This window comes from Rhizomicrobium palustre (genome assembly GCF_011761565.1).
Classification (GTDB): Bacteria; Pseudomonadota; Alphaproteobacteria; order Micropepsales; family Micropepsaceae; genus Rhizomicrobium; species Rhizomicrobium palustre.
This window is the reverse complement of the sequence record NZ_JAASRM010000001.1, coordinates 2,037,366-2,056,821: the sequence shown is the minus strand read 5'-3', so window position 1 is coordinate 2,056,821 and position 19,456 is coordinate 2,037,366. Positions and strand designations below refer to the sequence as shown.

The following is a 19,456-nucleotide window of genomic DNA, read 5'->3' as shown; positions in this document are numbered from 1 at the left end:
GAAACCTCGATCCGCGAACAAGGACAATCACTTTGTTATTGCTTGAAGTGCTTCATGCAAATTCTAGCAGACTGCCATCGATCCGATCCCAAGCCCCTATCCGCTGCCCGCGCCCTGTCAAGGCCGAAGCCGCTCCGCGGTGGCGCAACGCGCCAGCCTTGACAGGGTGCGGGCAGCGGAACTTCTGCCAGGATCGGATCGACGGCGGGTTTTGGCCGCTTATGGTTTCGCTGCAGGCATTGTGATCACACAGCGTTTGTGCGGGTTGTTTTTCAGGCAAACATCCAACGTGTGCCGGTTGGCAACGATGATGCGATTACCGAACACAATATCCTGCCAAAGCTGAGGTGCTGAGGTTTGGATAAGGTGCTCTCCGGCTGAGGTCTGATCCATGCCGAGGACCGCTGCCGCTTTTGCTTCTGGCGATTGATGATCATCCGTATGGGAGCTCTCTGCGCGACCAGCAATTACGGCACCCAAAGCTATGCCGACCACAAGGCATATAGCCCCTATGGCGGCTAACCAAATATTCTGTGACTTCGCAGTACGAGCCGATTGCAAACAGGCGTTCAGCTCCCGCGTCGTCTGCTGCAGCACCGCTTCATGCGCACGCCGTGAGACGTCAGCAGCCTCATCAATTTGCCGCCCGATAACTTCCGGTGTCAGGCGCAAGGCGGGTAGTTCTCCCAGCTTTTCAAACCGCCACGCCGCAGCCGCGCAGGCCTGCAAAATCTGGCCTAGGGTTTCGCTGTAATCGGGAATGGTGGCGCGCTCGGCAGCAAGGCCGCCCATGGCGCGATGAACCATTGCCACCTCTCTTCGCAATTCCTCGAACGCTGCGGCGGCTGGATCGCCGGAAGGGGTTTGTTGCGGCTCCTGGACAGCCGGTGTTTGCGTCTTTGCTTCGGACAAAACCTCGGGTTCATCACGCATGGTCATCTCCACATTTTCACAAACCAAGCCCCCGATTACGGCCAAGCCCCAACTGGTTCATCAGGTCGGCGCCGATGCTGGGACCGGTGGATGCGCCAAGACCAAGCTCGATTTTCCGGTTGCGCAGGATCGATTCGAGTTGCGGGTCGCGCTCCAGAGCTTTCGCCATCCCGGCCATGTTGGCGCGCACCGCTTGGGCGCCATCAAAATCGTAAGCCCGTTCCATCCGGCTGTGCGCTTTCGACAGCCCTTGCCAATCGGCAACAAACCGGTCGGCGCGGAGCGAAGGATTGGTGCGGATTTCGGCCTCGGCTTGAAGGGCCCGGATGATCCGGTTTGTCTGCCCCTTGGCGGCATCGGAGAGCAGTGAAGGATCGTGCGCGAGCGCATTTTCCATATCGGCGGCCAGTTTGGGCCGCACCGCGTCGAGGCGAGTTCGCGCGTTTTCCAGAGCGCGTTCCTGTTCCGGCAGCACCGGCAGGTTTTTGGCGCGCATGCGGTCAATGTCGCTCCGTGCCCGACCGTATTGGCCGATGGCCGCATCACGTTCGGCTGTGCGCTCAGACGCAACAGTGCGACCAGCGTTTCGCTGCTGACTTATTTGGTCCGGTTCCGGCATGCGGGGCCGGAAGCTCGCGAACAATCCACGCTTGGCTTGCTGCTGGCGCGGTTCCAAGGCAGCGGCACCCTGGGATTGATCCTGCCCCATCTTGCGAACCGAAGAGCGTTCCCGGCCGTAGTCGCTCACCATATCCTTGGCCCGCTCGCGCGAGAGAGTGCGGGCGAGTTTGCTGTCATCGGCGAAGTCGTCACGGCCCAAATGCAGGTCCACCCGCTCGCGATGACGCGATAGCGCAACATAGGCGGCATGGCGGTCCAGACCCGGCGTTGCCAGCACATACACCCGGTCCACGGTGACGCCTTGGGCTTTGTGGATGGTGGCGGCAAAGCCGTGGTCGAGCTGATTGTAATCTTTGAAGTCGAAGCCAACCTGCCGCCCATCATCCAGGCGGACATCCATATGGGATTTGGAGACCCGTTCGACGGTGACAAGGGTGCCGTTTTTAATGCCAAGGCCGCGCTCATTCTTGAGCATCATCACCCGGTCACCGGAGGCAAAGTCTCGTTTGCCGCGCTCGACGCTGACGGCGATATCTTCACCCAAATCTCCAGCCGTCCGGAGCTTCTCCCGTGCCAACTGATTGAGGCTTTGCACCTCCTCATTGGTGTGGGTGAGAATGATGCGGGATTTGCCGGGAGAGGCTTGGCGGTCTCGATCCCAGCTCTCGACCAACTTGCCCCGGGCATCGTCGCGGGTTTGCTCGGCATGAACCATGCCGTGGCTGCGATAGGTTTCAAGCGCTTCGTCGGCCCGCCCGGTCGCCAAATGCCTTGTAGCATCACGCTGCCATACCTCCCGCTGGCGGCGGATTTCTGTGATCTCGACATGGGGATGGCGTTCGCCGAGAGACCGGAAGGCAGCACCGGCCTCAATGGCCTGGAGCTGCTCGGGGTCGCCGACCAAAACCACCTTAGCGCCCCGGCGCTCGGCTTCCGAGAGAACCCGCTCCAATTGCCGTGAGCCGACCATGCCGGCTTCATCGATCACCAGCACATGGTTGCGGTCCAAAAGGTCCCGGCCTTGCGCCCATTGGTGCTCCAGACTGGCAATGGTGCGAGAGGTGATTCCGGAACCGGCTTCCAGGTTCTCGGCGGCAATACCAGAGAGTGCAATCCCGCGGACCTCGAACCCGGCATGCTCCCACGCCTCTTTGGCCACACCCAGCATGGCGGATTTGCCGGTCCCGGCGTAGCCGATGACGAGGACCAGGTCTCGCCCGTCCGTAATATGGAGTAGGGCCCGGCGCTGCTCGCCGGAGAGAACCAAACCCCGCTTCCCCGCATACAGCAACGCTCGATCTCGGGAATACTCCCTGACTTCGTGGTGCTCTCGTCCAGCCAAGCGATCGGCTGAACGGTGAAGGCTTTCTTCGATCCGAACCATATCCCGGCTGGTGAAGCGGTCTTCGCCGTGTCCGTCCCTTCCAAGACGAACCAATTCTGGCGAGGCTTCCACCGCCGCCATCACGCCATTGAACTGCTCCAGCCCGTCAGAATGGCGATGGACAAACATCGCCAAATTCCGCCGGGTGAAGGTTGCCTGTCCATGGGTAATGGCATCCAAGGCAATCGACGGGTTGGCAATGATCTTCTCGCCGTTCTCCCGGGCAATAGCCCGGTGATCGTCCAGCCGCTCCGATTGCAGCCCATCCCCGGCCATCCGTGCCGCAGCAGGGCCGATCTTGTGCTGGGGCTCAAGATCGATGCCTTGATCCTCGAAGGAGCGGTGATCGATCCGGGCCTCGATCCCAAGTTCCCGTAAGCGCTGATTGACATGGGAGCCCCAGGCTTCGCGCCAATGCTCCAAGAGCTCACTACGGTTCCACTCCCGCACCTTGGCGCCGAACCCGGCCTCGTCGACGCTGCGCATCGTCAGCATGACATGGGCGTGGGGCTTGGCCTGACCATCCGCGCCGATATCCCAATGCACATTGAGGTCGGCGATCATCCCACGCGAGACGAACTCGTCCCGGACAAAGTCCCGCGCGAGCTCTATCCCATCGGATTGATCAAGCTCGCGCGGAATGGCGAACTCGATTTCGCGGGCAAGCTGGGCATCACGCCGCTTCTCACCGGCTTCGACCGCGTTCCAAAGTTGCTCGCGATCATGGAACGCGTCGGGCACGTTCTCCGGCGTCAACACTTCGGAATGAACCACGCCACCCTTGCCCGTAAAATCGTGATGGCGATCCAGGCGCTCATCATAGAGCCGCCCGGCGGAGCGATAGGCAGCCGAGGCCAGCGCGCTCGATCCGTTGGCGCGACTGATAACTTTGGCCGAGAAGTGGTAGATCGCCATAGCCTACCAGATACGCTTCGAAGCGCACGTCGGCACGACGTATAAGCGCGCCCTCACGAGAAAAAATCCCGTGAGGGATCGCTTGGTACCAGACTGTCTCACGCTCAATGGCGCATTCGGCAGGGGCTCACGTTATTATTCAGACAACAGGAATGACGGAGCCCACCATGCGCAAACCTCGTGACTTTGACGCCGCTCTCAAAACTCTCACCGAAAAGACCAAGGCCCTCAAAGAATCCAAGCGCCGCCAGCTCGGTGACCTGATCGTTGCCACTGGCGCCGACGCTCTCGACATTGAAACACTCGCCGGAGCGTTGATTGCGACTGTGCAATCCACTGATGCCGCACAAAAGCAGGGATGGAAGAAAACGGGGGTGGAATTTTTTCGGAAGGCAAAAGCCGCTCAGAGCGCAGATGCAAGCCAACCGGAAAGCACTCAAGCAAGCGATAGCCTCTTTACGCCGTCTCGAAGCGGAGCAGGCAAGAGCTGACACGCGAGGCTGGGTCGTGAAGCGGCGCGAACGCACTCGCCATCTGATCGAACTCGGCGGGCTGGTCGTCAAGTCCGGGCTGGTCGAACTCACCAAAGACGACCGGACAGCGCTCTACGGTGCATTCCTCGAAATCGCGCTGACCCTTCAAGCTGAAAATCGCGAACAAGTAATCGCGCTTTGGCAACGGCGAGGCAGTCGAGCATTTAAGGCTGAAGCGGAGAAAAAACCTTCCTATTAGACAATCTGGGCGTGCCGCGCTGTCAATTCGATCCCACCAAATTCTCCGATTCCCAACCCCCGTCAAGGCTGTTGCTTTGCGCCACCGCGTAACGGGTTGCAGCCTTGACTGGGCCCGAAAAACGGATGAGCGCTTGGGATCGGATAGATCGAGAAGCTTGACAGAATGCACCCGAGACAATCGGAAGAAAGCCCACTGGCTCGGCGGTGTTCTCGAGATAGGATAAAGCGCATGCCATCAGTGGTCGAGGTTTGCACGCATCAGCCATTAACTGCCGGATTGCCAGTCCACCACATTTTTGGGGGGATCTGATTTCTCACCCATACAATCTAGAGCTCTGACCTATGCTCAACAAAGGTACCGCGAACCTCTCGAAGAGATACCGACGCCGCCACCAAATCCGGATCAATTCAACCCACCAAATCGACGCGAGAGTAGAATGGACCAACCTCCAGTACCGATACCGGATAGAGCCGGCCGATCATCGCCAGCGTTCCCACCGGCTGATCGAGACCAAAGACACCGCTGACGCGCAGCGCCGCGGCACGATCCGAGATGGAGAGGATGCCCCGCTTATAGGGACGGAGCGCGGCCACAACCTCGCCTAGCGTGTGGTCGTGTACGATAAGCTTACCGTCGAGCCAGGCGCCTGCATCCATCGTCTCCGACGGGAGCATCGCGGAGAGGCTTCCGTCCTCCCAGCGATATCCAGCGCCCGCAGCAACATCGCGTTCCGAATTACCGGCCATAAGATGCACGGTATTCGTATCAAGCGCGATGGCGTGGAGGCGCTTGGCCGTATTGGCGACCAGGACCCTGCCCTCGCGCACATGCACACTCAGCGCACCGGCTGCGATCTGAAAAGGCTTTGGACCAGGCGTGACTTTCGCAATGATCGTTCCTTCATGCAAGACGACGCCGCGCCGCCCTGCATCGGAGATCTGATCGACACTGCTGCGCGCGTTAAGCGCCAGCTTGCTGCCATCCGCCAAGGAATAGAGGCGGCGTTGCCCTGTCGGCGTGCTGAAATCCGCACCGAACGCCGCCAACGGCGTTACGCGATCGGTTATTCCCAGGCCCAACGAGCCTACAGCGACCGCCGTAACGCTCCGGCGCAGGAAGGTGCGGCGGGACGCTCTTTCCTTCTGCAAGTTCTCAACGAGATCGTAGCCGGACAATTGGCTCTGCTTGATCTTTTTGAAGGCGTCCAGAGAGCCTTCCAGCTTCTGCCATACGCGCCGATGCCGCTCGTCAGCCGACAGCCAGGATTCGAACTCAGCTTGTTCTTCCGGCGGCAAGGCGCCGTCGCGCAGCGCCAGCTTCCAGCCGATCGCTTCCTCTACAATGTCGTCATGCCCGCCGAGATCATTCATGATCCAAAGCACCTTCGATACATGTACGAAACGCCGAGGCTATGTATTTGCGCACCATACTGACGGATACTCCCAGAACTTCGGCGATTTCCGCGTGGCGCATGCCATCGAGTTCGTAAAGAAGAAATGCGCAGCGCGCCTTATAGGGTAACGGACGCAGCTTGCGCTCAATTTCCTGCAAGGCCTGTATGGTGATGACCCGCTCTTCGGCCGAGGGCTCCAGCGCCGGAGGAAGATGCACAAGCGCGGCTTCATAGGCGCGATGCAGATCATGCTTCTGCGAAAGATCGTAGAGAATTCGCCGGGCGATGGTCACCATCAAGGCCCGCGGCTCGCGGATGGCGGATTGGGCAGAAAGCGCAACGACCCGCGCAATGGTCTCTGCCGCAATGTCTTCCGCGCTCTGATGCGGGCGAACGCGTCGGCTCAACCAGCGTTGCAGCCATGCGTAATTTTCGCGGAAGATTGCATCCAACGAGACCGAACGATCCGCCGTAGCTTCTCCCTCACGCATTGCCGCCCAGCTCCCTCATCCGCCGGACACCTAACCGGCAGCCCTGCCGTTGACCGCCCATTTACAGCATTGCATTCGCTTTCCCCTCATCAGAACTCTCAACCATTCGAGCCCTTGTTGATAGTAAAAGAAATCGGAACCGTGAATTCAAGGCCGCTGCCTTGAATGGCGGGCGGCGGCGGCGGCAACCGGACGCGGTGAAGCAAAGCGGCAACCTCGCGATCAAGATCGCTATATCCGGTGCTGCGCAGGATCCGCACCGAGAGGACCTCGCCCGCACTTGAAACGGTGAAATTCACATAAGCGACGCCTTCTTCACCGCCAAACCGGGCAGTCGCAGGATAACGCTTGGCCGCCTCCAGACGCGCTAAAACCTCAGCCTCCCAGGAATTGCGCGCTTTGGCATCTGGATCGCTCACCGCCTTGGTCGATATAGCGCCCTGATGGGATGACATCGGTGCGGGCGGCATTGCGGGCGGAGCTGTGGGCGTGAGTGGATGCGCCGCGTCGGCTTGCTTGATTTCGTACGCCTCATCGCGGGACGGGGTGGCAGCTTTTTTATCCTGCGCCACGACAGCATCCGTGCTGCGCGACAGGGCAACACTCGCCTTCGGCACAGGCGGAGGCGCCGCTTCAACAGGCACGGGAGGCGTGGTGGAGACATTCGGCGAAGTACTTGACGGCGAGGCTGCGAGCTCGATGGAAAATGCAGGCGGAGCCTGTATCCGCTCCGCAACGCGCAAATGTGTCATCATCACCAGCGCAACACCCGCGTGCACCGCGAGCGCAACACCAAAGCCATTGCGCCAGTTGCTATCAAACGCCAAGGCCGACCTCGTCACTTTGCGATCCCCCGCTCGACGCCAACCAGTCCGATATGGGTGTAACCACCGGCCCGCAAATCATCGAGAACTTCCATCAGCTTGTCATAGGACACAGCCTTATCGCCAGCGAGCAGAACGCGATCCTTGGGATCGGTGCCTGCGCGTGCCAGCGCGACCGCCAGCCCCGTAGAGCCAATGGGGTGATCGTTCAGCAATATGGATTTGTCCGCCCGAATGGTCAGCACGACAGGCGGCTTGGTCACCGCCAGCGGCGCCGCGCGAGAGCCCGGCAGATCGACGGTTTGCGACACCGCCGAGCTGTGCGCGGCAATCATGAAAATGATCAGAAGCACCAGGATGACGTCGATGAACGGCGTCAGATTCATTTCGCTGAGCTCGCCATCCTCCTCATGGGCTTTAGACGGCATAGCCATGAAGCGCCTCCCGGCGGGCCACCAGGGGGATTGTCCGCTGGCTACCTGCATCCTGTTGCAAAACATTACTGTCGATTTCACGCCCGGCCATGCAGCAGACCTCGGAAGCGCATTCCGAGAGGTTTTGCTTATAGGCCTGCAGATAACGGGTGAGGATGTTGTACATAATGGTTGCGGGAATGGCCGCGACCAGGCCCAAGGCCGTTGCCAGCAAGGCTTCCGAAATACCAGGCGCCACCGCGGCGAGGCTTGTGGATCCCGCACCGGCAATGCCCATGAAGCTGTGCATGATGCCCCAAACCGTTCCGAACAGGCCGACGAAGGGTGCCACGGAGCCAACCGAAGCGAGCATCGGCATACCGCCACGCACGCGGGAAACATGCCGTGCCTCGATACGCACCACGCCATCGGTGATGCGTTCCTTGCTCCCCTCGATCATACCGGCCTGTATAAATGCCGAGGAGCGGGACATCTCGCGCTGCACCGCCTCTGTCATTTCCAGGACGACCCGGTCCTTCACGCCGCGAAGGTCTTCCAGCACATGGCTTTCGGCGACAATTCCGGCGGCGTGCGCCGCGCGTTGGCTCAAGCCACGGATTTGAAGCAGCTTGGCAACAAAGAAGGTCCAGCTGCAGAACGAGGTTAAGATCAGGGCGAGCATCACGGCCTTTACCACCGGCACAGCGCCAGCGAACATTGCAAAGGCATCGACATCCTGAGGCCCCAGCCCTTGGGCATTCGCCGGAGCCGCACAAAGCACAAGCAGGGACGCAACGATCACGCCTGCTTTTAGGCCAATACGGGCTCTATCACGCTTGAAGTTTTTCATTTTGCCTACCCAACCTGTTCCGAAATCTGGGACCTTACGTACGAACTCTCCTGCTCATCCGTCCGCATGCGAATTTTGTGCCCATTTGCATCCAGATGCAGCGTCATATCGTGAAACTGAACCACACTTGTGCGGTGCGCCACGCTGATAACCGTAGCCCCGGTTTCCAATAAAAGCTGATACAGCAGTTCTTCCGTTGCCAAATCGACGGCACTGGTTGCCTCGTCGAGCAAAACGTAGGACGGCCGGTTTGTCAAAATCCGCGCAAAGGCAATGCGCTGTTGCTCCCCTAAGGAGAGTACGCGCGCCCAATCGCGTTCTGACTGAAATCCGCCAAAGCGCTGCGCCAGGCCGCCCAGGCGAACCCGCTCCAGCACTTTCTCGAGGGCCTCGTCGCTAATGTCCGATTCCTGGCGGGGATAAATAAGCTGGCTGCGAAGATCACCCAGCACCATGTAAGGCTTTTGCGGCAGGAATAGCATCTTGTCCGAAGAGGGGACTTCGACCACGCCATTGCCGCGGTTCCACAATCCTGCGATAGCGCGCAGCAGAGAGCTTTTCCCAACCCCCGTCTGGCCCGTGATCAACAAGCGCCTGGAATTGGGAACCGTCAAATCGAGGTTCCGAAACAGGCTCTGCTCCCCGCCCGGCGTGGTGAGCGAGAGATCCTGCAATCGAACCATTTCGGCGCCGCGCACCAGATTGATGCGGGGAGTGCGAGAAGATTTCTCGTCCCGCGGCGCATCGGCGTCGAGGCGATCGAACTTCTCCTGAATCTCGGCCAGACGAACGACATTGGGCGCAGCAGCGCTGAGGATCGGGATGAACTGGCTGAACAGACCAAGGCTCTGCTTGATCATCATCGCGGCGGCAGCGCCCTGCGCGATAGCACCGAAGCTGATATGCCCCTGGAAGAAGAGCGGCGCGATCAGGAACATCGGCATAACGTCCCAAACAATTTCCAGGATCTGGTAAAAGATGTTCACCCTGATCTGATAGTATTTGATGTCGAGCTGCCGCTTGACCGCATCGGTGAGGCGCGCCAGGAGATGCTTGCGCTCGGCTTCCTCGCCTCTATAGAACGCCACCGTCTCGGCGTTATCGCGGACGTGCAGCAGGCCATAGCGAAAATCCGCTTCCGAAATCGTGCTGTTCCATTGCAGACGAATGAGCGGCTTATAGACCACCAAGGTCAGGACGGCCTGAACCGCCGTAAAGACCAATGTCGCGACGAACATCGCGGGCGAAATCGCCATCAGAATGACGACCTGCACCATGATATCGATCCCCGCCGTCATCACGCGCTGGGGAACCTGGGTCATGGCATCGCAAAAAGGAAAGACGCTTTCCTGGATTCGCTGATCCGGATTGTCGAGATCGCGATCGATGTTGATCTGATAGTAGGTCTTGTTGCGCAAATAGCGGTCGATGAGCTCCGTGCTCAGCCACTGGCGCCAGCCCAAATTAAGCCGTGCACTGACGTAATTCTGCAGATTGATGGTGAGATAGCGCAGAACCACAAGGCCGGTCAGCAGCCCCCAGAACCACCAATACTGCCCTACCTGCTTTGCGACCAAGGCATCGGCCTGACGCGCTGTCAGCGTGGAAACCACACCACCCACGATGCTGTAGGTGGACCCGGCGAAGGTCATCACCAGCAGCATAGCCCAAGAAAGCCATGCGCCTTTGCGAAACCAATAGGGGCGCAAGAGACCGCCCAGCCGCCGGAAGAAAAGAGCGTTCAGGCGGAAGTTCTGGGGATCAGATTGCACATGTGAGCCGGAGGAACCAGCCTCTGGGCTGCTCATGCATCGCCCCAAAGCTTGGCGGTATCGCCAACCGCGTAACCGGCGTCCGCAAGCTGCGGTCCGACAATGGCGGCATCGCCAATCACGGTCCACACCAATTCGCCGCCAGCAGGCATAATCGCATCCGACAAAGCCATGATACGACCGGTATCCAGCGCCTCCAAGGCCTCGACATAGGAAGACAGATCCCCGCTGGCCACACCGCGGTAGTACATGTCCTCCATCGCTTCGATTGCGCGGATCGGTGTTTCGCTCATGCGCGCCAGACGCTGCCGCTCCGACCTTCTAAAGCGATCGATCTCGCCTTGCGTCGGCGGGAGGTCCTGGCGAAACCCCGAAAGCATGGTCTCGATCTCGCCGATGGAGGCTGCGGCCTGCGGCACCGCCACGGTCGTATCGAGCGTACAAAGCCGAAGGTGATCGCGCGGAAACAGCTGGAACATCTGACCGGTGACGCCGTAGCTCCAGCGCAGCTCTTCGCGAATGCGCTGGTTGGCCCGCGAGGTGAAGCTGCCGCAAAACGCCTCCATGAAGGCAAGCGCCGCAGCTTCCACGTCGGCGTTTCTCGGCCGCATCAGCCAACGTGCGGCAATCTCGACCGAGGTGCTGCCCGGCGCATCGAAGAGATAAATCCCGCCTTGGCGCCGGAGGCCGACCTCCTCGCTTGCGGCCACGCCGGAAACCGGGTGCCGCGGCGCGCTGAACGCCGCATTCAGCATGCCAACGATGCTGTCGAGTTCGATATCCGCAGCGAGAAAGAAGACGGTGTGCGACGGATCGAACGCGCTTTCGTGAAAAGACAGTACGTCTTGCGTGGACACCGAACGCGCCAGCTCGGGAGAGGTGGGCCATGCCGACGCCAAGCGGTGCGCGTTGCCGAGAAGCGCAGCGAATTGCGCCCGCATCGCTTTTTGACGCGCCAGCTGTGCACGCGTTTCGGCCATACCCGCCATAGCGGAGCGCTGCCGTTCGAAATCCTCGCCGTAGAAATGCGGCTCCTGAATCACATCGGCTAGCAACGCAATGGCCGCGTGGAGCGCAGGACGCGTGCCGGAGATATCCATTTGCTGCGCCGAAACCGCCGCCGACAGCCGCGCGTTGAGACCGCTGCCCGAAAGCCTTGCTGCCAGGGCTTTGCCGTCATCCGGTCCCGCCCCGAATTGAAGCGCTGAGGCGGCGAGCGTCGCAATACCCTCTTTGCCGCGCGGTTCGGCGGCAATGCCGCCCTTGCCGATTGCCCGGAGGTGAAAACTCGCGTCGCCTGGACGGCGGACAAGGCGAATCCGCGCCCCGCATGCGAGCACCGCCTCCTGCCACTGTGGCGGTCTGGCTGCGATATTATCCAGCGAGAAGGACACCACCTTATCGTCCGTGTGCGCCCCATCGGCGCTCAGTTTCGGTGCGGCATCGACAAACAGGGAAAAGAATTCCGGGCGCAACCAGCGCTTTGCCAGCGAACGCACATCTTCTTCCGTAAGCTCGGCGAGAATACGCCCTTCCTGCAAGAACCAGCCTGCATCGCCATGAAAGACTTCGCCATCCTGCAGCAGGCGCGCCTTGCGCTCGAAACTTTCCAGCGCGGCAACCGACTGCGCCAAGCAGGCCGTGCGAATAGCTTGGAACTGCCCATCAGGAATTGGATTTTCCAGCCATTGCGTGATCACGCGGCTGACGTCTTCCGACAGAGACTCCGTGCCCGGCGCCTTCAAGGTGAGATCGACGATGAAATTGCCACAGCCCCGACCGGGCCATAATACGGCGCCCGCGCCAGCCGCCACGCCGCGTTCTTCGACGAAGTATTTATGCAAGGGGCCTGCCTTGTCGGCGAGCAAGCGCGCCGCCAATTCCAATGCGACGTTATCGCGGCCCTCCGTGCAGACCGATGGCGTGGACCAGCAGGCATAGAGTCTACCCGGCACTTCGATGGCCGCCTGGGCCCTGAGTGCAGAAGCAGGCTGCCACGGCCCGGAACGCGCCACGACCTGCTCGGAAGCCCGGCCCGGTTCAATCGGTCCAAAGAAGCGCTTCACCGAGGCAATCGCGGCATCCACATCGACACCGCCCGAAATGACCAGCACGGCATTGGCGGGGGTGTAGTGTTTGGCACCCCACTCTCGCGCGACTTCCAGCGTCACGCCCTTAACGTCGTCCGCATACCCGATGATGGGGTGATGGCGCGGATGGCCCGCCGGCAGCAATCCTTCCGCCATCCAGATATTGATCTTTCCGTATGGCTTTCCTTCCGTTTCGCTCTTTTCTTCCAGCACGATCGCGCGCTGCTGTTCGAGCTTTTCATGGGTGAGAGACGGCACAAAATTTTCCATTCTGTCGGCTTCCGCCTGCAGAATGAAATCGAGCATCGCAGCCGGTGCGGTCTGGTAGTAGCGCGTCAGATTGTGGGAGGTCATGGCGTTGACCATGACCGCCCCGGCTTCCTGCATGCGGGTCGAGTAGTTCTCGGGGAAGCGGTCTGTTCCGGTGAACATCAGATGTTCGAACAGATGCGATAACCCCGTTTTTCCCCGCGGCTCGTCCATCGCCCCGACACGATAGGTCAGATCGACATACACCATCGGGACCAAGGGATCGCTATGCACAATGACGGTGAGGCCATTGGCAAGCACCTCCCTATGCCAAGCCATATGCAGCATCGGCAACAGCGCTGCTGCATCGAGACGCCACGCTCTCGCCTTGGCTTGGTCGAACGAACCACTCATACCCAACATCCTCCAGGTTTGCTTTAGATCTGACCGCGCAATGTCAGCAGATAGGAACGCGGCTGGGCGTAAATATTTCCGGAGCCCACCTGGACGCTGGAGAAGTAAGTCTGGTCGAAAACATTGGTGACGTTGAGTTGCGCCGAAATGTTCTCGGTGATGTCGTATTTGACCATCGCATCCCAGGCGCCAAAACCCGGCCTGGGCGTTTTCGTGAAGATGTACACGGTTTTGCCTTTCACCGGATCCCAGGAGATGGTTTCCGCGGACGCGGTGAGCTTGCTTTCGAGATGCCCGCCAAAGCCCAAAACGAGCTTGTCGTCGAGAATTTCGGGCCGCCACGAAAACCAAATCTTCGCCATATGCTTCGGCGCCGTCAGAGGCACCGGGCTATTGCTCGTCAGATAACCGTTATGGGCGTTGAATTCGCTGAAGGTATAGGAGATGTCGGTCTGCAGGCGATCGGTTAAAGCGCCCTGCAACGAGAACTCTACACCGTGGTCTTCGTATTGGGTGCCGTCGCTGATGAAGCAGCACTGCGCCTGCGTCGTCGGGTCGATGGAGAACCCGGCAGTTGGGTCGAAATTCGGTATATTGTTCTTTTTGAGGTAGTAGCCGGAAAGGCTGGCGATCAACTTGCCGCCATCCCAGCTTTGCTTGATGCCGGCTTCCATATTCGAACCGGTCGAAGGATCGACCAGACCGCCGGACTTCTTCAGGTAATTGCCCCTATCGAAGATCGACTGCGTGGTCGCAAACAAAGACGTGTCTTTGCTGAGATCGACCACCAGGCCGAAACTCGGCGTCGGCAGATTGTCATAGCTCGAGGAAGTGAGTTGCCCGTACTGCATGATTTTGAAGGAGTAGTAGCTGTAGCGCTCGCCCACCGTCAGATGCAGCCAATTCACCGGCGAGATGCGCACCGTCAGATAGCCGCCGGCCTGTGTCTGCTTGGAAAGCGGCGTGGCATCCTGGTTGTCGTAATATTGAGAATCCGCCGGTTTGGGGAAGTTGTTCGGATCGAAGTTGATGATATCGGCATTGTTATACCAATACGCCAGAGACGTGCCGGTGATCTTCTGATTGATGGTCTGAACATTGGTGCCGCCCGTCACATCGACATCGACGCCCAGGACGGAAAACTTGCCGTTCATGCTGGCATCGAGGAGATATTGGTTCGACTTGGTCGGCGTTTTGAAGGTGGAAACGACCGTGGAAAAGGGATCACCGGCAACGACGCCGGTATAGCCGCGGCCGATTTTGTATTGGAATATCTCCGACTTGGAGTGCTGGATATTGGCGGAAGCATTGAGGTGGAAGGACCAATCCTCCCCGAGCTTCTGACCAACTTCCGCGAAATATTCCTGGCCCGACGTCTTAACATAGCTCCAAGGCGTGCAAAGGCAGGCGTTGCGCGGAAAGCGAACGATGGCACCGCTATCCAAAGTCGGCAGGCCGCTCCACGGCGTATTGCGGGAGCTGTTGACCTTCATGCCGAGATTGACGGTGGTCGATGGTGTCGGATCCAGTTCGACGTTGAGATAGCCCTGCTGCAAAGAACGCGAGGCGATGTCGTAGAAATAATTGTTCGTCTCCCGCGTCAAAACCAGGCGCGCACGCATGAGATCGCCGAACAGAAAGGGCGACGAGGCATCGACCACGGTGCGGTAGTGGTCATAAGAACCGAACCCCTGTTCGACGGCGACCATTTCGTGGTCCAGCGGACGCTTGCGCTCCAGGCTGATGACACCGCCGGGATCGCCGACGCCCGTGAACTGCCCGGCAGAGCCGCGCAAAAGCGCAACACTGTCATAGATGGACAGGTCATCGATCATGGAATAATCGGAGCGGTAATCGCTGCTGTTTTGGCCGACGTTGATCGGCGAGCCGCCATCGATCTGAATGTTGGTGATTGCAAAACCGCGCGAGATGATGCCGCCCTGTGCCACCGTAATACCCGGAAGCTGGCTGAGGCTGTCGGAAAGGCTTGTGATCTGGCGGTCGTCCAGCATCTGGCGAGTCATCACCGAAACCGCTGCAGGGGTTTCCTGGATGGACAATGGCGTCTTGGACGCGAGCACCGTGGCCTTCGCGGTGTAGCTGCCGGTGCCTTCGGTGGCGATCGGATCGCTGGAGCCGTTATCGCCAGCCCTGATGAAGGACTTCCCATCCGCCTGCACGCGCACCGTGCTCAAAAGCTTGCCCGAGACGGAGCGCGGCGCAGCGTTCTTATTGCGCGCCAGAATGATCCATTCACCGCCCTCTGAAACTTTGAAGAGAAGATCAGTCCCGGCGAGCACCTGCTCGAACGCCGCCTCAGGATTGTAATTCCCAGAGATCCCCGAAGACTTGAGGCCTGCTACAAGCGAAGGATCAAAAACGATCCGATGCCCGGTTTGCGACGCGAGCTGGGTTAAAACGTAATCCAGCGATCCCGCAGCGACATTGATGGAATATGTCTGCTCGCCTGCCCATACCGGTGATGCAAGCCCAATCGCAGCAACTGCAAGTATGGCTGCCCCATTCATTCCCAAACGCATCATAACTACCCCGCCAAACCGAAAAGAGCGGCCCCCATTGGCCTTCCCAAGTTGAATGACGGGCAACGGAAAAAAAGTGTCAGCGAACCATCAATAAAATTTCTCATTAAGTACAAGAACGGCCAACTATCAGTCACTATGGACATTGTTTTTGCAACAAACGCCCGAATTGTGGGCACCACAGGACTGACGCCAAAACGGTTCAGACAATTGCAGGATGAATCGAAAACCTTCATAGGCTCATGCGTGTGCATTAGGATGCTTGTTGCATTCACAAACAATTCCCGCATAGATCGAGTGAAAAGGCGAAGGATCGAGTAAAGTCGTTTCAGAGCGCGATAGCCTGCCCCTCGCACGCACAGCAGACTCAACATGAACATCTATGTGGTTACATACGAAGGGTGCTCTTTCCTGTTCGGCGGCGATGCACCGTATGATTGCCCGCATCAGCTAGTGAACAGAGCCGCCCCCCTATAGAGCCTGTGACAGCCCCACATGCAGCTAGGGTCGAACGATGTGACAAAGACGGTGCACTTTGCCCTCCAGCCGCAGGTGACAAAAATCCTGATCAGTAATTGGGGGCATATTTGGGGGTATCTGAAAAATTCAAAAATTTGATTTCCTTTGTTTTTCAGTTACTTAAACCACACTTATGGCTCCCTCCGGCGCCATTTTCTAGGAATTAACGTTCGCATTTCCCGGAAATAGCTGAGCGCCGTGGCAGTCAGGGCATCTTGTGCCTTCACCCGCACAAAGGAGGGGCGCTTGAGCTGGAACGAATTCCACAACATTGCCGAAGAACTATCCCTTTGGTCGACACTACTGATTAACGCGGTGCTGATTGCAGGTGCGATTCCAACCGCGGTCGCTGCAATGAGAAAGGTCCCACGGCGAACCCTAATCCGGGTAGCAAGCATCGGAGGAGGCGTCGGTCTTGTTGCAGTGACGACGGCCTTTATAATTTGGGTGACTGCGAGCCCACATCCATTCGAGCCTGCGTTACGGGATTATCCCTCCCGCCTCTATTCTCGCCCCCAATGCGGACCGTCCAGAGCAGAGATTCAAAAAACGGCCAAAACCCCGGAGGAGCAGCGCCAAATAATGGTGGCCATGGAATCCAGCGTCGGTGGCTGCATTATTCTCGGTGGCGAACCGCCGGATTGGTACGAACGTTGATTCTCGGATCTGGATGGATAGGCGCCCACGTCTATCTCCCACACTATTCCGCCCGCCCGCCCCGCAAAATCGGCTACCAAGGGGGATAGCGATTCGGGTGATGGGTGAATGGGCGCGGTGCCTCTTCCGGCGCATTCCTGCCGGCAGATACTGAAAGATGTGTTCGGCTATGCCGATTTCCGCCGCGGGCAGGAAGCGGCGATGTCGGCTGCGCTGTCGGGGCGCGATGTGCTCTGCGTTATGCCCACCGGTTCCGGCAAATCCTTGTGCTTTCAGGTGCCCGCACTCGCGCTGGGCGGGCTTTGCATCGTGGTCTCGCCTTTGATGGCGCTGATGCAGGATCAGGTGGATTCCTTGCGCCTCGCCGGTGTTGCGGCGGAGACCATCAATTCCTCGCGTTCCCGGGAAGAAAATGTCGCCTCTTGGCGGCGGGTCGCGGCGGGCGCGGTGCGGCTTCTCTATCTTTCGCCCGAAAGGCTGATGACGGAGTCCATGCTGGCAGCGCTCTCGCGCTTGCCGGTACGGCTGATCGCCGTGGATGAAGCCCATTGCATCTCGCAGTGGGGTCCCGCCTTCCGCCCCGATTACGAAGCCCTCTCGCGGCTGCGCCCCGCCTTTCCCAATGTGCCGATCATGGCGCTGACGGCCACAGCCGATGAATCGACCCGCGCCGACATCGCGCAGCGGCTGTTCGGTGGCAAAGTGGATGAAATCGTGCTCGGTTTCGACCGGCCCAATATCCGCTTAACCGTCGCGCCCAAACAGGATTGGAAGAAGCAGCTCCTCGCTTTTGTGAAAGATCACAAAGGCCAGAGCGGCATCATCTATTGCCTCTCGCGCAAGAAGACCGAGGAGACCGCCGAATTCCTGCGTGAGCACGGCGTTAAGGCACTCGCCTATCATGCCGGGATGAGCGCGGAACAGCGCGAGGCCCATCAGAACGCCTTCATGACCGAGCCCTACACGGTGATGGCAGCCACCATCGCTTTCGGCATGGGCATCGATAAAGCCGATGTGCGCTATGTCTTTCACACCGATCTGCCCGCGAGCCCCGAAAGCTATTACCAGGAGATCGGCCGCGCGGGCCGCGATGGTGACGCTGCCGAAGCCTACATGCTCTATGGCGCGGGCGATATCACCATGCGCCGCCGTTTCATCGACGAGGCCGAAAGCTCCGACGAGCATAAGCGGCGCGAACATCAACGCCTGGGCGCGCTGCTCTCCTATTGCGAGGCGACGAGCTGCAGGCGCCAGGCGCTGCTTTCCTATTTCGGCGAAAGCGCCGAGCCTTGCGGCAATTGCGATGCCTGCCTGGAGCCCGCCGCGACCTTCGATGCCACGGGCGAAGCCTGGATGGTGCTTGATGTGATCGCGAAAACCGGCGAGCGTTATGGCGCCACCCATATCGTGGATGTGCTGCGCGGCGCGGCAACGGAAAAGATAGAGAATGCCAGGCATGACCAACTGAACGGCTATGGCTCAGGCAAACACCGCAAGAAAGAAGAATGGCGCTCGCTGATCCGCCAATTGGTCGCGGGCGGCTATCTCATCCATGACGTCGCCGGATTTGGCGGGCTCTCGCTCTCACCTGAAGGTGATCAGCTTTTACGCGGTCAGAAGCGCTTCAATGCCCGTATCGAGGCCCGCGCCCGCCGCCGCGAACAGAGCACAGATGAACCGCTGAGCCCCGCGCGCGATGATCTTTTCGCGGCGCTGAAGCGGGTGCGGCTGGAACTGGCGCAAGAACGCGGCGTGCCCGCCTATCTGATTTTCCCGGATCGCACCTTGCAGGAAATGGCCCGCAAAGCGCCGCGCGATCTTTCCGAGTTCGCCAGCCTGAATGGTGTCGGCAAGACCAAACTGCAAGAATTTGGGGCGGTGTTTCTGGAGGCAGTCTCCGGCTATTTGAACCGCTAGCGCGCCGATTTGACGGGTTCACAAGCGGCCGTCCGCAGGCAAAGATGGCGCCGTGATTTCGTGCAGGCTTCCATGTCCCAGTTTCGTGCCGCGATTTTTCCCGTCACCCCTTATCAGCAGAACTGCAGCATTCTGTGGTGCGAGGCGACGAAGAAAGGCGCCATCATCGATCCAGGAGGCGAAGTGGGGCGCCTGCTCGCCGCGGTAGCAGAGAACGGCATCACGGTGGAAAAGATTTTTCTCACCCATGGCCATCTCGATCATGCCTCTGGGGCTAACGAACTTCGGCGCCGTACCGGTGTGCCGATCGAAGGCCCGCATCAGGACGACACCTTTCTGCTCGAGGCCTTGGAGGAAAACCGCAAGACGCGCGGCTTTGAAAAGGCCGAAGCCTGCACCCCGGACCGCTTCCTGAACGATGGCGATACCGTCTCGTTTGGCGAGGCGACACTGCAGGTGGTCCATTGCCCCGGCCATACCCCCGGGCATGTGGTGTTTTACGATACTGAAGCGAAGATCGCCTTTTGCGGCGATGTGCTGTTCAAAGGCTCGATCGGGCGCACGGATTTTCCGCGCGGCAACTACATGACCCTGATCGCCTCCATCACCGAGAAGCTTTGGCCGCTTGGAAATGACATGCGTTTTGTGCCGGGGCATGGCCCCATGTCGAGCTTCGGCGACGAACGCCGCAGTAATCCGTTCGTAAGCGATGGCGCGCTGCGCAATCCGTTCTAATAGA

General features: G+C 59.4%; 15 protein-coding genes. 5 read left to right on the top strand and 10 right to left on the bottom strand.

What is annotated here, in order from left to right; translation table 11 throughout:
* Nucleotides 1-219: 219 nt before the first annotated feature.
* Nucleotides 220-933: a DUF6118 family protein gene (locus FHS83_RS09165; RefSeq protein WP_167082683.1), complete on the bottom strand. Its 714-nt coding sequence runs from the start codon at nucleotides 931-933 to the stop codon at nucleotides 220-222.
* Between the two features lie 16 nt (nucleotides 934-949).
* A complete protein-coding gene (traA, locus tag FHS83_RS09160; RefSeq protein ID WP_167082682.1) occupies nucleotides 950-3,853 on the bottom strand; it encodes a Ti-type conjugative transfer relaxase TraA in 2,904 nt (967 codons plus the stop codon).
* A 167-nt stretch (nucleotides 3,854-4,020) separates the two neighbouring features.
* On the opposite strand from traA, the gene FHS83_RS09155 reads away from it, so the two are divergent.
* On the top strand, nucleotides 4,021-4,344 hold the full coding sequence (locus FHS83_RS09155; protein ID WP_167082681.1) for a conjugal transfer protein TraD: 324 nt from the start codon (nucleotides 4,021-4,023) through the stop codon (nucleotides 4,342-4,344).
* Between the two features lie 16 nt (nucleotides 4,345-4,360).
* Nucleotides 4,361-4,585, top strand: a complete 225-nt coding sequence (locus tag FHS83_RS19640) for a conjugal transfer protein TraD (RefSeq protein ID WP_341801553.1) — start codon at nucleotides 4,361-4,363, stop codon at nucleotides 4,583-4,585.
* A gap of 410 nt (nucleotides 4,586-4,995) precedes the next feature.
* Here the strand turns inward: FHS83_RS19640 and FHS83_RS09145 are convergent, their stop codons facing one another.
* From FHS83_RS09145 to FHS83_RS09110, 8 genes are all read right to left on the bottom strand, one after another.
* On the bottom strand, nucleotides 4,996-5,958 hold the full coding sequence (locus FHS83_RS09145; protein ID WP_167082679.1) for a FecR family protein: 963 nt from the start codon (nucleotides 5,956-5,958) through the stop codon (nucleotides 4,996-4,998).
* On the bottom strand, nucleotides 5,951-6,472 hold the full coding sequence (locus tag FHS83_RS09140) for a sigma-70 family RNA polymerase sigma factor (RefSeq protein WP_208414347.1): 522 nt from the start codon (nucleotides 6,470-6,472) through the stop codon (nucleotides 5,951-5,953). The genes FHS83_RS09145 and FHS83_RS09140 overlap by 8 nt, the downstream gene beginning before the upstream one ends.
* A 98-nt stretch (nucleotides 6,473-6,570) precedes the next feature.
* Nucleotides 6,571-7,299 (bottom strand): energy transducer TonB family protein, encoded by a 729-nt coding sequence (locus FHS83_RS09135; RefSeq protein ID WP_167082678.1) that lies wholly within the window; start codon nucleotides 7,297-7,299, stop codon nucleotides 6,571-6,573.
* An 11-nt stretch (nucleotides 7,300-7,310) separates the two neighbouring features.
* Nucleotides 7,311-7,730 (bottom strand): biopolymer transporter ExbD, encoded by a 420-nt coding sequence (locus tag FHS83_RS09130; RefSeq protein ID WP_167082677.1) that lies wholly within the window; start codon nucleotides 7,728-7,730, stop codon nucleotides 7,311-7,313.
* Nucleotides 7,714-8,559 (bottom strand): tonB-system energizer ExbB, encoded by an 846-nt coding sequence (gene exbB, locus FHS83_RS09125; RefSeq protein WP_167082676.1) that lies wholly within the window; start codon nucleotides 8,557-8,559, stop codon nucleotides 7,714-7,716. The genes FHS83_RS09130 and exbB overlap by 17 nt, the downstream gene beginning before the upstream one ends.
* A 5-nt stretch (nucleotides 8,560-8,564) precedes the next feature.
* A complete protein-coding gene (locus FHS83_RS09120) occupies nucleotides 8,565-10,367 on the bottom strand; it encodes an ABC transporter ATP-binding protein/permease (protein ID WP_167082675.1) in 1,803 nt (600 codons plus the stop codon).
* The gene (locus FHS83_RS09115; RefSeq protein ID WP_167082674.1) at nucleotides 10,364-13,084 is read right to left on the bottom strand and encodes a M16 family metallopeptidase; all 2,721 of its coding nucleotides are present in this window, start codon (nucleotides 13,082-13,084) and stop codon (nucleotides 10,364-10,366) included. Before FHS83_RS09115 ends, FHS83_RS09120 begins: the two co-directional genes overlap by 4 nt.
* 23 nt (nucleotides 13,085-13,107) lie before the next feature.
* Complete coding sequence (locus FHS83_RS09110; RefSeq protein WP_167082673.1) at nucleotides 13,108-15,627, bottom strand: TonB-dependent siderophore receptor; 2,520 nt, start codon at nucleotides 15,625-15,627, stop codon at nucleotides 13,108-13,110.
* Between the two features lie 762 nt (nucleotides 15,628-16,389).
* Between FHS83_RS09110 and FHS83_RS09105 the strand changes: the two genes are divergently transcribed.
* The 3 genes from FHS83_RS09105 to FHS83_RS09095 all read left to right on the top strand — a co-directional run bounded on the left by FHS83_RS09105 (nucleotide 16,390) and on the right by FHS83_RS09095 (nucleotide 19,452).
* Entirely contained in the window at nucleotides 16,390-16,800 is a 411-nt protein-coding gene (locus FHS83_RS09105; RefSeq protein WP_167082672.1) for a hypothetical protein, read from the top strand.
* Between the two features lie 108 nt (nucleotides 16,801-16,908).
* Nucleotides 16,909-18,717, top strand: coding sequence for a DNA helicase RecQ (gene recQ, locus FHS83_RS09100; protein WP_167082671.1), 1,809 nt, complete (start codon nucleotides 16,909-16,911; stop codon nucleotides 18,715-18,717).
* A 72-nt stretch (nucleotides 18,718-18,789) separates the two neighbouring features.
* Nucleotides 18,790-19,452, top strand: a complete 663-nt coding sequence (locus FHS83_RS09095) for an MBL fold metallo-hydrolase (RefSeq protein WP_167082670.1) — start codon at nucleotides 18,790-18,792, stop codon at nucleotides 19,450-19,452.
* Nucleotides 19,453-19,456 lie beyond the last annotated feature (4 nt).